At 39.8% G+C, this 15,472-nt stretch carries 4 protein-coding genes and 1 pseudogene; all 5 read left to right on the top strand.

Translation table 11 applies throughout. From position 1 onward, the window contains the following. The first annotated feature begins 130 nt into the window (after positions 1 to 130). Entirely contained in the window at positions 131 to 394 is a 264-nt protein-coding gene (locus H6G48_RS08790; RefSeq protein WP_002761907.1) for an acyl carrier protein, read from the top strand. A 62-nt stretch (positions 395 to 456) separates the two neighbouring features. Further along, positions 457 to 2,256: pseudogene (locus tag H6G48_RS08785) on the top strand (NAD(P)/FAD-dependent oxidoreductase). A gap of 137 nt (positions 2,257 to 2,393) precedes the next feature. Then, positions 2,394 to 7,127, top strand: a complete 4,734-nt coding sequence (locus H6G48_RS08780; RefSeq protein ID WP_190721077.1) for a type I polyketide synthase — start codon at positions 2,394 to 2,396, stop codon at positions 7,125 to 7,127. Positions 7,128 to 7,324: 197 nt separating this feature from the next. Continuing rightward, positions 7,325 to 12,148 (top strand): type I polyketide synthase, encoded by a 4,824-nt coding sequence (locus H6G48_RS08775; RefSeq protein WP_190721072.1) that lies wholly within the window; start codon positions 7,325 to 7,327, stop codon positions 12,146 to 12,148. 218 nt (positions 12,149 to 12,366) lie between these two features. Continuing rightward, positions 12,367 to 15,300, top strand: coding sequence for an amino acid adenylation domain-containing protein (locus tag H6G48_RS08770; protein WP_190721070.1), 2,934 nt, complete (start codon positions 12,367 to 12,369; stop codon positions 15,298 to 15,300). Positions 15,301 to 15,472: the final 172 nt, after the last annotated feature.

The raw sequence follows: 15,472 nt of genomic DNA, 5'->3' as shown, positions 1-15,472 counted from the left end.
AATAAAAAAAATCCAGTTTTGGCGAAAAATAAAACATGGCTGATCAATGGGTAGAGGAATAAACTAGGAATATAAGTTAAGCAATCTTAGTTTGCTAAAACACTTTTTTCACCTTAAAGGAACTTAACCCATGATGACAACTGTTCAATCTCCTTCTACCGTTGAAGACATTCAAAACTGGCTCGTTGATCAGTTTGCTCAACAACTCGATGTTGACCTTGATGACATTGATATTGAAGAACCTTTTGATAATTATGAACTCGACTCACGAAAAGCGTTAGTTTTATTAGGACGCTTAGAAAAATGGCTCGGAAAGGAATTAAATCCTGTGGTCATTTTTAACTATCCCACCATTGCTGAATTAGCAACCCGACTAGGAGAATTATATCTTTAACTTTTTCTTGTATTCTTTCTTATTCACTCTCTTCCTCATCACATTTTAGGAGAATTTCACCAATGGTTACGACTGACACAAAAGTTTATGATGTTGTGATTATGGGAGCAGGTTTCGCCGGGGTCTGTCAAGCAAGACACTTGCTTCTAAATGTTCCCAACATTAGAATTGCACTGATCGATCCTCGTCCCGAAGAAAGAACTAATAAAGACCTCAAAATTGGCGAATCAATGGTGGAAATTGCCACCCTATTTGTCTGCAAAGAATTGGGTTTATACGAATATATGATCGAAAATCATCCCCCTAAATATGCTCTTAATTTTCATTGGGCAAAAGATGCAGATAAAACTGACACCATTGATGATTATTATCATATTTGGGCGAATCGACAATTTCCCCTTGGCACGTTTCAAATGAACCGGGCAAAATTTGAACGGGATTTGCTCAAAATGAATAAGAAAATGGGAGCAAGTTTCTATCAAGGCCGTGTGGTTGATGTGGACATTACTCCTACTGATGAGATGCACACCGTCAAAGTTAAAATGATTGACGGAAATTATCACGAACTGAGAGCAAAACACCTTGTTGATGCAGCAGGACGTAAGTTTATTATTGGCCATAAAACTGATAACGTTATTGTAGGTGCAGATAATTTATTTGGAGTTGATACGGGATCGGCTTGGGTACGGGTTAAAAATATAGATCGCACCATTTTTCATGATGGTTATGACCCTTATGGAGCAACTTGTAGCCATTATTAGGCTACCAATCATTGGTTTGGTCATGGTCATTGGTTATGGATGATTCCCACAGAAAAAGACTCCCAAGAAATCTCTATTGGAATTGCTCAACATCGCAGTGTTATTGCCAACGGTCAAATTAACACTCAAGAGAAGTTTTATGCTTTCCTAAAAGCCAATCACAATCTACTTTATCGCTTAGTTACCTCTGGAGAAAATGTCGATTTTCATTATCTTCCTAGAGTTTCCCATACTAGCAAAACGATGTTTTCTCAAGATAATTGGTATGTAGTTGGAGATGCTGCTTGTATTTTTGATCCCTTTTACTCTTTGGGAACAAGTATGATTGCTTTTGCGATTGAAAGTATCACGGAAATTATTCGTTCTCAACTTGCAGGAGAAGCGGATACAGAAGAAAAACGGGCTGCTTACAATGACTTTAACCTTACCTATACTCGACTCAATAATCATCTCATTGAACACCATGATAAACAATTAGGTCATGCTAGTATCATGAGTTGGCGTATTTATGCCGAATATATGTGGTGGTTTGGGATTCAAATTCCCCTTTATGTCGGCAAATGGCATTTAGATACCGGCTTTATTTCCCGTTATGTGCCAAAAGTTCAAGCGGATATTAAAGGATATTGGCATCATCTCTATGAACAGTTTAATCAATTAGTTGAGCAGAATAAAAACATTGGTTTTATGGATGCTCATCGCACTGATCAATTAATCTGGGGTTATCATACCCTCAAACACTTCGATGACTTTATCGAAAACACTAAATTTGAACCACGACGGTGCAATGTTTTCGCTGGAATTAAAGCGACCAGTTTTTATACAGCAGTTTGGTATGCAAAGTTCCTCTGGAAAGGATTTGGTTTTTCAGCTTTTCTCAATCGCAAAAATCTGTCCTATCTGTTTGGACATCTTAATGGTGCCCTTCAATCTGCCATTACGGAAATGGTTTATAAGTATTTGACTTGTAAGCTTCCTGATAATAGTCAAATTGAACAAACTCGCCAAGAATTTACCAACTATCGTTATCGCCCTCAACTAAATACTTGGCTAACAGAAACTGCCACAAACTCACCTAAGAAAGTTCCTGTCAATGTTTAATCAAAATAGAGGAAAGGGTGGGTTCTCATTAAATCATCGCCAGGGGGTAACATCGAGCTATCCTATCCATTTGAGGGAATTAATTTTATTTCTCTAGTTAAGTAAATTGCTGTCTATTAATTAAGGATATCTCAACCATGAAACCTATTGCAATTATTGGGATTGGCTGTCGTTTTCCTCAAGCCAATAATCCTCAGGAATTCTGGCAATTATTATCAAAGGGAATTGACGGCATCACCGAAATTCCTAAGGAGCGCTGGAATATTGATGAATATTATGATGAGAATCCCGAAACACAGGGGAAAATGAATTCTCGTCATGGGGGATTTTTATCGCAAGTTGATGGGTTTGATCCTAATTTTTTCGGGATTTCTCCTAGAGAAGCCTTATTAATGGACCCTCAGCAACGCTTACTCTTAGAAGTAGCTTGGGAAACCATTGAAGATGCAGGAATAACACGGGAACAATTGGCAGGATCGAAAACAGGTGTATTTGTGGGAATTGCCACAAACGATTATAGTCGCATTCATGCAGGATATAGCCACCAACCTCAAGGCTATGATTTAACAGGAAACTGCACAAATATCGCAGCCGGTCGTCTTTCCTATCTTTTTAACTTAAAAGGTCCTAGTTTAGCGGTAGATACGGCTTGTTCTTCCTCTTTGGTTGCAGTGCATCTCGCTTGTCAAAGTTTATGGAATGATGAGTCTTCAATGGCGATCGCAGCAGGGGTTAACCTGATTTTATCTCCTATTGGTCATATTGCGTTAAGCAAATTGAAAGCCTTGTCTCCTGATGGACGTTGCAAAACCTTTGATGAAAGCGCCAATGGATATGTGCGAAGTGAGGGAGTCGGTTGTATTATTCTTAAACCGTTGGCTCAAGCGATCGCAGACAATGATTCCATTTATGCGTTAATTAGAGGAACTGCTATTAATCATGACGGACGCAGCAAGGGGTTAACGGTTCCCTATGGACCGGCACAAGAAAGCTTGATTCGATCAGCCTTGAAAAATGCCGAAATTGAGCCAAAAGAGCTTAATTATGTGGAATTGCACGGGACGGGAACATCTTTAGGCGATCCCATCGAAGCGATAGCCTTGGGATCTGTGTTAGAAGAAGGACGAGACAAGGATAATCCTTGTTTGGTGGGCTCGGTAAAAAGTAATATAGGACATCTCGAAGCAGCGGCAGGAATTGCCAGTGTGATTAAGATGGCACTTTCCCTGAAAAACAAGCAAATTCCGCCCAGTCTGCATTTTAACAAGCCGAATCCTTATATTCCCTTTGATAAGTTACCCCTTAAGCTTCAATCATCTTTAATTACCTGGCCACAACAGGAAACAACCGCCAAGGTGGGAATTAGTTCTTTTGGATTTTCGGGAACAAACGCTCATCTTATCTTGGAAGAAGCTAATTTATCTCACCAAGAACCAATTTCCTTAACTTTCCCTCATTTACTTCCTTTATCTGCCCATAGTCAAGAAGCGGTTAGAGATTTAGCTCAAAATTATGAAGATTTCCTGAAAGATCAAGCTTTAACCGCTGAATTTGTCCAGAATCTTTGCTATAGTGCTGGTTTAAGACGGACTCATCATGCTCATCGTCAGGCAGTTCTGGTTCATTCTCCTGAAGAATTATTGAAGGGTTTAAAAGAGTTAGAAACGATTGATTTATCGACTCAATCTAAGCCTTCAAAACGTAAAACAAACATTGCTTTTGTCTTTTCTGGCCAAGGACCTCAATGGTGGGCAATGGGACGGGAATTATTAGCAACAGAACCCGTTTTTCGCTCTGTTATTAAACAATGTGATACTTTGATTCAAAAGTATGCTAACTGGTCATTATTAGCGGAATTTAATGCGTCTGAAGCTCAATCTCGTTTACAAGAAACAGAAGTTTCTCAACCTGCTTTATTCGCTTTACAAGTTGGATTAGCTAAATTATGGCAATCTTGGGGGATTAATCCTAAATCTGTGGTTGGTCACAGCTTGGGAGAAGTTGCAGCCGCCCATTTTGCGGGAATTCTCACTCTTGAGGAAGCCATTCATTTGATTTGTCAGCGCGGACAATTGATGCAGCAAGCAACAGGAAATGGAAAAATGCTTGCGATTGAATTACCTGTTAATGAGGTAGAAAATTTAATAGCTGCTTGGGAAAATAAATTAGAAATTGCTGCCATTAATAGTCCCTATTCAACGGTTGTATCTGGGGAGTCTCAATCGATTGATCAATTAATTGCTGAATTGTCCCAAAACCGTCCCGATATTTTCTCCAAAGAACTACCTGTTAATTATGCTTTTCATAGTCAACAAATGACTACTTTTGCGGATAATTTAGTTAAAAAATTAGGAGAGCTTCAGCCTCAAAAAAGCACCATATCAATTTTCTCAACCGTAACAGGTGATCAACAAGAGGGGACATTATTTAATGCCGCTTATTGGGGACAAAATATGCGTCAGACGGTACGTTTTAACCCTGCGATTGAAGCAATGATTAAATCTCGTCATACTATCTTTGTTGAAATCAGCCCCCATCCTGTTTTATTGGGATATATTAAAAGTACCTTACGAGAACAAGATACTGAGGGATTTGTTTTACCCTCTCTAAGACGAGAACATTCTGAACGGGGAACGCTATTAAATTCTTTAGGAAAGCTCTACACTTGGGGACATTCGATTAATTGGGAAAAATTATATCCCGAAAATTGTCAGTTTGTTAAGTTACCGCTTTATCCTTGGCAACATGAATCTTATTGGGTAAGTGATGCTAAACCTCAATTTAAGTCTGTTTCGTCTGCTTCTAGTTTACTTAATTTATTAGTTGAAGGCAAAACTGAACAACTAACGGAACAGTTAAATAAAAGTGATCAATTATCACCTGAGGTCAAGCAGTTTTTACCCCAATTATTACAGTTATTGGTTGGGGAAGATGCAATAATAGCAGGCCAGATGCCTATCCTACAGGATGTGAGTAAAAACTGTTACAAAGTGGAATGGCAACTCAGTCCTTTAAACTTAAAAAATAAGCCTTCTCAAGGAGAACGGTGGTTAATTTTTAATGATAATCAAGTAGTCGGTAAAGCCTTAGCAACAACCCTAAATGATGCTTATGTTTTGGTGTCTTCTGGTCAAACTTATCAGAAGTTGGTGTCAGGTCATTATCAAATTAATCCTAATAATGTTAAGGATTTTCAACGGTTGTTACAAGATCTAACTGAACCGATCACCAAAGTGGTCTATTTATGGGGGTTAGACAGCGATATTAACTCCCAACCCTGTCAAACTCGTTCTTATGCCAGTTTATTGTATCTAACACAAGCTTTAGCTCAATGTAAAACTAAAGAACCCCCTAAACTTTGGGTCATAACACAACAAGCACAACCGGTGAATGATGCTGTTAAACCGCTTAAAATAGCGCAAACGTCCTTATGGGGAATGGGTCAAGTCATTGCCCTTGAATATCCCAATTTATGGGGAGGATTGATTGATTTAGAAGAAAAACAACCGTCGTCTCAAGCAATTATTGCTGAAATAACAGAAAATCTAGGAGAAGATCGCATCGCTTTTCGGGATCATCAACGATATGTTGCCCGTTTAGTACCTAATAAAGCAATAAAAAGCTCAAACATCAATTTTAAAAAGACAGAAGCCAGTTATCTCATTACTGGTGGCTTAGGCTCTTTAGGATTAAGTTTAGCAGATTGGTTAATTGAAAAAGGTGCAAATCATTTAATCTTAACCAGTCGGCGAGCCTTAGCTGACCATTCAACGGATAAACAGGTAAAAATCAAAGCTTTAGAGGATAAAGGGGCTACTATTCAAGTAATTGCCGCTGATGTCAGTGATCATCAACAAACCCGTCAACTTTTTCACCAAATTCAAGAAAATTGTCCTCCCTTACAGGGTATTATTCACGCGGCAGGGGTTTTAAGCGATCGCACCATTGACAAGATGGATTTCCATTGTTTTGAGAGCGTATTTAATCCTAAAGCAGCAGGGGCGTGGAATTTACACCAACTTTCTCAAGATTTATCCTTAGATTTCTTTGTTTGTTTCTCTTCCATGTCTGCTTTAATCGGATCACGAGGTCAAATTCACTATGCCGCTGCCAACCATTTCTTAGATGGTTTAATGCACTACCGTCGAGAGTCTGGACTCACAGGGTTAAGCATTAACTGGGGACCTTGGGCTAAAGGGGGAATGGCCACGCAAGGCTATGAAGAAGGCTTAAAACGCCTGGGAATCAATCCATTACAACCTAATTTAGCCTTGGATACTTTAGATGCTCTAATCAATGGTAATGTTACTCAAACAATGGTAGCAGAGATTGATTGGTCTAAGTTTAAAACGATTGTTGCAGCAAAAGGACGGGTGGCTTTCTTAGAAGCGTTATTCAAGCAAGATCAGGATAATTTTGGGCAAACGGTCGAGAATTTCCCTCAAACTATCCAAAAAAACCCTCCTCACCGACGAGTCACCCTCTTAACCACTCGTTTACAGCAAGAAGTAGCGCAAGTCTTAGGAATTCACGGAGATACTTTACCAGATACTGATAAAGGGTTCTTTGAGATGGGAATGGATTCTTTAATGTCCGTAGAACTGAAACATCGTCTAGAAGGCTTATTTTCTGTCTCTTTACCTTCTACCTTTGCTTTTGAGTATCCCACTATTGGTGATGTGGTGCAGTATTTTGTCCAAGAAGTATTTGCTTGGCAAGATAATTCAGAAAATTCTCATATTTCTTCGGAAACCGAGTCAACGGATGTTGTAGTACTCCACCAAGCCCTTGCTGAATTGGAGTTGCTGTCAGAAGTAGAAACAGAAGCCCTAGTGGAGCGAGAATTGGCGGAATTAGAGGCATTACTTTAACAGTGAACAGCTATCAGTTAAGTAGGTGGGTGGAATTAAATATAAAATGAACGTAGGTTGGGTTGAAGCATGAAACCCAACGCCCGCATGGGTTACGCTACCGCTAACCCATCCTACAAATAATTGTGCCTACCTACTTATCAGTTATCCGAATAACTAACACCTCACACCTAATATCTAAGGAGCATTTTAATATCATGGATTCTCATCATCAGAAAACAGAATTAACGCCGTTACAAAAAGCAGTTATTGCGCTTAAAGAAGCTCGTAACAAGATTGAAGCCTTAGAACGGCAAAAAAATGAACCGATCGCTATTATTGGCATGGGCTGTCGTTTTCCGGGGGGTGCAAATAGTCCAGAGGCGTTTTGGGAGCTATTATCAAGGGGAAAAGAAGTAATTGTCCCTGTTCCTAGCCAAAGATGGGATGCGGAGGCTTATTATGACGAAAATCCCGATCTTCCTAACAAAACTTATGCTCGTTATGGCGGGTTTATTGACGCAGTAGATCAATTTGATCCGCAATTTTTCGGGATGACTCCCCGGGAGGCGATCGCACTAGACCCTCAACAACGATTATTATTAGAGGTAAGTTGGGAAGCGTTAGAAAATGCCGGAATTGCACCTCAGAAGCTGACAGGGACGCAAACAGGCGTATTTGTGGGCATTGGCTTGGATGATTACGCAAAACGGCAAATTAAGCAACAAATTCCCATTGATGCTTATACGGGATCAGGAAATGCGTTTTGTTTCGCTTCAGGTCGCTTATCCTATTTTTTAGGGCTACAAGGACCCAGTTTAGCCATTGATACCGCCTGTTCTACCTCTTTAGTCACGGTACATCTGGCTTGTCAAAGCTTACGCAACAGAGAGTCAAATTTAGCTTTAGCAGGGGGAGTTAGTTTAATGCTATCCCCGGAGGTGACGTTATATCTTTCTAAAACCCGCGCTTTGTCCCCTGATGGTCGTTGTAAAACCTTTGATAAAGATGCAAATGGCTATGTGAGAGGGGAAGGCTGTGGAATGGTGGTCTTAAAACGCTTTTCTGATGCTATAAGCGATGGAGACAACATTTTAGGGGTAATTAGAGGCTCGGCGGTCAATCAAGATGGCCCCAGTAGTGGTTTAACGGTTCCCAATGGAGCGGCGCAAATGGCAGTTATTCGTCAAGCATTGGAGAATGCAAAAGTAAAACCCGAACAAATTAGCTATTTAGAAGCACACGGGACAGGAACAGCCTTAGGCGACCCTATTGAAGTACGGGGGATTAACAATGTACTATGCAAAGATCGTTCCACTGATAACCCCTTAATGGTAGGTTCAGTAAAAACGAATATCGGCCACCTAGAAATTGCAGCAGGGATGGCCAGCCTATTAAAAGTCATTTTATCCCTAAAAAATCAAGAAATTCCCCCCCATCTTCATTTTAAAGAACTTAATCCTGATTTAGCGGCTGCTGCAACCGCTCTCAAAATTCCTACCGCTTCTCTGCCTTGGCAGCGAACAGAAGAACCTAGAAGGGCCGGAATTAGTGCATTTGGATTAAGTGGCACAAATGCCCACATTATCATCGAAGAACCGCCTCAATTAAGCTTTAATCCTTCTGAAGTGGATCGTCCTGCTCATTTACTCACTCTATCGGCGAAAAGCGACGATGCTTTAGATGATTTAGCGCAAAAATGGGTCAACTATTTAGAGAAAAATCCTCAATTAAACCTAGCAGACTTAGCTTTTAGTGCCAACACGGGACGAGGACAATTTAACCATCGTCTGGCAATTTTGGCAAAATCAACCCTTGAAGCCAAGGACTCTTTCACAGCATTTACGCAAAAACAACCTTGTTTGAATGTTTTCAGCCAAGCAGTTGCAAAAAGTCGTCAAAATAAGATTGCTTTCTTGTTTACAGGACAAGGTTCTCAGTATGCAGACATGGGACGACAACTGTATGAAACTCAACCCACCTTTCGTCATGCCTTAGAGGAATGCGATCGCTTATTGCAACCTTACCTAGAAAAGTCCTTATTAGAGGTTTTATACAGTGATTCTAGCTTATTAGACCAAACTGCTTATACTCAACCCGCCCTATTCGCCATTGAATACGCATTATATAAATTATGGCAGTCTTGGGGCATTAAACCTGATGGGGTTTTAGGTCATAGTGTGGGGGAATATGTGTCCGCTTGTGTTGCAGGGGTTTATTCTCTCGAAGAGGGAATCAAGTTAATTGCCGAAAGAGGACGCTTAATGCAGTCTTTACCCCAAAAAGGCGCAATGGCGGCCATATTTGCCCCTATTGAAACAGTAAAATCTGTTATTTCTCCTTATGGGGATCAAGTTGAGATTGCCACTATCAATAGTTCGGAAAATATCGTTATTTCGGGTGACAAGGAAGCGATTAATCGGATTAAAGCGGATTTAGAATCACAAAGCATTGAAGTGCGTCTGCTTCAGGTATCTCATGCTTTTCATTCCGGGATGATGCAACCGATATTAGCAGAATTTAAAGTGATCGCTGCTAAAATTAGCTATAAAACACCCCAATTAGATTGGATTTCCACCGTCACAGGTGAAGAAATCAGCCAAGCAGTAACAGAGGACTATTGGTGTCAACAAGTGCGTCAATGCGTCCAATTTGCCCCAGCAATAGAAACCTTAGCCAGCCAAGGTTATAATCTATTTATTGAAATCGGCTCTCATCCGATTTTAACGAGATTGGGTCAAAAAACCTTAGCAAACCCTGATTATCTGTGGTTATCTTCCCTACAACGAGGACAGGATGATTGGCAAATTTTATTACAAAGTGTGGCAAAATTAGCCGTTTCTGGGGTTAATATTGATTGGAATGGCTTTGATAAAGATTATGCTCGTCTTCGTCTTCCTTTACCTACTTATGCTTTCCAAAAACAACCCTACTGGTTAACCGTAGGGGAGCCTGGTTTGCGCCCAACCCAAGAGACAGAAACCGTAGAAGAACAAGACTTACACCAAAGCCAAGAAAGAGAAACTGTAGGGGTACCAGACTTGCGCCCAACCCAAAAACAAGACGAAACCAAGGCTGAAAGCTTAGAAAGTCAATTAATTGCCTTAATAAGTAAAATTACGGGTTTAAATCCTCAGCAATTGAGTTTGAATGTTTCCTTGGAAGCAGATTTAGGGTTAGATTCTATTATGATGACCCAATTAATGAACGGGTTACTATCATTAATTCCTGAAGAACAACGTAGTCAATTTAGTGAAACCTTTTCCCTACGCCATTTAATGCAAGTCTCCAATCTTCAGGAATTATTAACCATTCTTCAATCTCATACTTCATCCCCCAAATCTCAAATCTCTAACCCCAAACCACAAACCAAAAACCTCCAACTACAATCCTCGAATCTGGTTCCTATTCTCCATAGTCAAATTCCCTTGTTAATGAGTTATTGGAGTCTCAATTCTAATAGTTTATTTACTAAGGTTAAAATTGCAGGAGAATTTGACTTAAATATTGCTCAACAAGCATGGAAACTGTTAATTAATCGACATCCCATGTTACGGGCGCAATTTCAGATTCGAGAAGATGCCACCTGCTTTGCAGACTATCAATTAGAAGTGCTAGAAAACCCCATTCCTCCTGAAATTATTGTTAAAGATTTCACCACTTTAACTCCCGATGAACAAGGGGAGAAAATTGAAGAAGAAATCTATCATTGGTTAAACTATAACTGGTCTTTAACGCAATGGCCACTGCATGGATTTTCTGTTCTTAAATTATCTGATCAAATTCATCAATTATTTTTAGGGAATGAACACTTAATTTCGGATGGTTTAAGTAACCATGTCATAATTCGGGAATTCTTGGAAATTTACCGGGCTATAGTTGCTAAAGAAACGCCAAATCTTCCCCCTACATTGACTGTAGAAGATTATCGAAAACAGGTTCAATTAATGAACGATTGGCAAGATATTGAGGAAGATCGAGCCTTAGCAGAATACAATAATGCTGTGTCTGGAATGTCCTATCGTTGGCAACCTAAACAGCAGAAAAATGCTCAAAAATCTCCTCTCTTTTACAATCAAAAGTATCTACTTTCAGCAGAAACTACCTCTCAATTAATCGACAAAACCCGTCAATGGCGAGTCCCGATGAATGCACTATTATTAGGTGCATTTCTAAAAACTATGTCACAAATAGATTCAAAAGCTGAAAATATCGGAATTTCGATTCCCACCAGTGGACGAATTTACCCCGAAGTAGATGCAACAGGTGTGGTTAGTAGTTTTGCTCAAAATCTGGCATTAAGTTTTACTAAACCTCAATCTGAGCAAGATTGGCCGACCTTTTTAAGCCAAATTCAGCAAACTGTACAACAACATATTGGCACAGGTTTAGATCGGGCGCAAACTCGTCAAATGGGAACAATTTTTCGAGACAATATTACCCTAGAAAAGGGTAAAATTCCCCCTCATAGTCTTTCTTTAATACAGGAGGCTTTAAAGTCTAATTTATACCTTCCTTATACGGGACAAACTCACCTTCAACCTCAGTATGATGCTTTATCAATTACTGACTATCAAGCAGGAGGAATGAACGCAACTGGAACAATTGATATTTTGCAAGAAATATTTAATAATCGTCTTCATTTATTTGCAAGTTACGATTACCATCACTTTGACTTATTGCTAATAGATCAATTAATGACAGCCTATGTCAGCCAAATTGAAGAACTAGCCAATTTACCCGTCCAAGATCAAGTTATTATTTCTCATTCTTCGTCTATTTCTCTTAATACAGAGATTGAAGAAATGCTACGACAAATAACTTCCAAAATTTGTCATTGGACAATTGAAGAAGAAGAAATGAGTGATGATTTGGAGGCAGATTTAGGACTAGATTCTTTAGAACGCATTCGCCTTGTTACCAAGCTAGAAGGGATTTATGGCAAACAATATCGCCAAGACCTTTTAAATTGTCGAACTTTACAAGAAATGGCTGCTATTTTAGCCCCATCTCAACCTTCAATCGTCAACAGCTATTCGTAAAATATAGCCCGACAAATTAATGTTAGGACGAAGAAAAATATGTCATTCCTGCGGTAGGTAGGAATCCACAAATATTTATGATATCCTGAACTTTTTTTGTCCGGCTATACCTCAATCAGCGAAGGTTCGTTATCAGTCCTTAATGGCTACCTTTTAAAAGACCAATGGGCGCAAGCCTTGCGCCCCTACCACCTAACATCTAATAGAGGATTATTCTTATGGCTTTTTCCCCCGAAATTCCCTACTATAAAATTATTAAACAAGCACAATTAACCCCTGATGCGATCGCTGTTTTAGATGAGACTTGTCCCCTAACTTATCAACAATTAGACCATCTTTCTAATCAAGTTGCTGCTTATTTACAGACTCAAGGTGTTAACCCCAATACCAGAGTAGGAATTATGACGGAACGAAATCCAGGCATGATTATTGGTATTTTGGGAATTCTTAAAGCCGGTGGCTGTTATGTACCCTTAGATCCCGATTATCCCGTCGAAAGATTGCGTTATATTCTTCATCATGCCACTATCGAGATTTTACTTACCGAACATCAGGTAAGTGAACAGTTAATTTCCTGTGTGACAGAACCTTTACCCTTGCAAACCGTCCTCTTTTTAGATGAAGGAGAAAGATTAAACAAAATTAATGATTTAACTCAGATTACCACTTCTATCTGGCAAAAACACAGTAAAGAATCCATAAATCTTTGTAATCGTCCTGAGGATTTAATGGTAATTCTTTATACGTCTGGATCAACAGGACGGCCAAAAGGGGTAATGTTAAACCATCGCGGTTATATGAATCGTCTAGAATGGATGCAAAAGACATTTTCCCTGCAAACAGGCGATCGCATCGCACAACGCACCTCTTTTTGCTTCGATATTTCCGTATGGGAAATTTTCTGGACGTTAATGGAAGGTGCAACAATATGTCCCGTCAAACGCGAAGTAGTCTTAAATCCTTGGGAATTTGCTGCATGGATTAAAAAGACTAAAATTAATGTAATGCACTTTGTTCCCTCCCTTTTTGGGGAATTTATCAGTGCGATTGAAAACGAATCTTGGACATTTCCTGATCTACGCTGGTTAATCTTTAGTGGGGAAGCTTTACCCATGTCTTTTATCCAAAAATGGCTTGATTGTTATGGATTAAAGACAGGTTTAGCCAATCTTTATGGACCGACAGAAGCCTCAATTGATGTGACTTACCATATTATTACAGAACGTCCTGACGAACGCACCAGCAGCCAAATTCCCATCGGAAAAGCGATCGATAATGTCTATCTCAAAGTGTTGGATGATCAGATGCAACCGGTTAAACAAGGGGAAATGGGAGAACTTTGGCTTGGTGGCGTACAATTAGCGTTAGGATACCTCAAAGATCCTGAAAAAACCGCTAAAGCGTTCTGTTCTAATCCTTTTTCTGATGTCTCTGGTGACTATATTTATCGGACAGGTGATCTAGTCAAGGAATTACCCGATGGTACGCTGGAATATCATGGACGTATCGATAATATGGTCAAAATTCGGGGTTTTCGCATTGAATTAGGGGAAATTGAGAGCATCTTAACCACTCATCCCAATGTCCGCGAGGCCGCCGTTTTAGCTATTGATTACGGCGAAGGACAAAAACGATTAATTGCTTGTTTATCGGGGGATAAAATCAAAAACCGAGTTCTCAAAGCACATTTAGAGCAGAAACTCCCCCATTATATGATTCCTCAACGATTCGCTTGGTTTCCACAACTTGCTAAGAATCATAACGGAAAGTTAGACCGTAAAGCATTAGCCGCCGAATTACTTCCTGCTCCCGCTGCTCCCTCGGCTCCCCCTACTCCTTCTCTTATCCCCCTTGGACCGGCACAAAGTTGGTTAGTCAACTATTTTGAACCTCCCTATCAATGGTTGGGTTATACTCGTTTTCTCTATCATCAGTCTTTGAATCTTGATATTTTCAATCAAGCTGCTAATCTTTTGGTGCAACGTCATGAAGCTTTTCGGACGGTTTGCCTACAAAATCAAGGTAAATGGCAGCAATACTTGATCAATGATCCTCAACCTATCCTGGCAGAGTATTGGGATGGAAGCCACTTAACAGAAGCAGAACGTAATGCTAAAATTCAAGCTCAAATGTCAGATTTAGCTAAAAAAATCCAGATTGACCGTTGGCCACTTACTGCCACTCTTGTTGTTAAAGTTAGTCCCTATTGCTACGATATTACGATGGTCGCTCACCACATCATTGCCGATATGTTAAGTGCAACCATCTTGTTTAAGGAACTTTGGAGTGCCTATCATCAATTATTGGTAGGAAGTGATCCGACTTTTCCTAACCCTAATCCTCAGTCTTACTTAGATTTTGTGCAAGTCTTGAGGGATGAGGAGAAAAAAGGAACAATGAACGAACACTTGAATTATTGGAAGGAACAATTTCCCGATGCAGAGAGTCGCTTTGAAGTCCCCGTCGATCATGTCAAAGGCCCAAATATTGAAGCTTCTGCCGAAAGTGAGCGATTTGTCCTAAGTAAAGCGCAAACTAAACAGTTATTAAGCCAAGGCAAGGCTTATTATCAGTCTAACTTTTATCCTATTCTCCTTGCTCCTTTATACCGTTTATTAGGTGATTGGAGTCAACGCCAACAGGTGGTTATCAGTCATCGTAGTCATGGGCGAGATTTAGGCGAAGGTCAGTCTTTTATGGAAAGTATGGGCAATTATGCTGTAAATTTTCCCATAGGCATTAATTTATCCACTTCTACGACTTGGCAAAAAACTATCAGTACCATCAATGAGCAGTTTGAAAGCTTACCAATGAATGGCGTAACTTATGATTGGATAGGTGAGTCTTTACCTGAATATCTCTATCCTGATAGTAATTTAACCCCAGTAAGGGCTAATTATCTGGGAAATCGTTCGGTTCCTCTCTCTGACTTGTTTGAGTTTGTTTATGGCGAGCGCGATTGTCGTTTATCGCCACTGGATCAAAAACGTACCACATTGATTGAATTCTTTTTCCTAATCATAGATGGTCAGTTAGAGATAAGAATTGAATATTCTCGTAATTTCCATCTTCCTACGACCATTGAAAAAATCGGACAAGATTACCTCATTCTTCTTGAGGAATTAGAGCCTATTGGCGTTGCTGATTTCTAACCTTTCAGGGGGGGTCAAGCAGCCCGTGCCATTGACTCCTATTAAATCCGTTTGATTAAGTCAGGAGAATATTTTGGCAAAAATACTACCTCGAAAATGTCTTGACTATCGTACTCCGAATGAGGTATTCCTCAAAGGTGGATCAGACAGTGATGCAATTCAGACTTGAATT

The sequence above is a fragment of the Microcystis flos-aquae FACHB-1344 genome, assembly GCF_014698375.1.
GTDB lineage: Bacteria > Cyanobacteriota > Cyanobacteriia > Cyanobacteriales > Microcystaceae > Microcystis > Microcystis aeruginosa.
The sequence above is the reverse complement of the archived record's forward strand: the minus strand, read 5'-3'. Positions and strand labels throughout refer to the sequence as shown.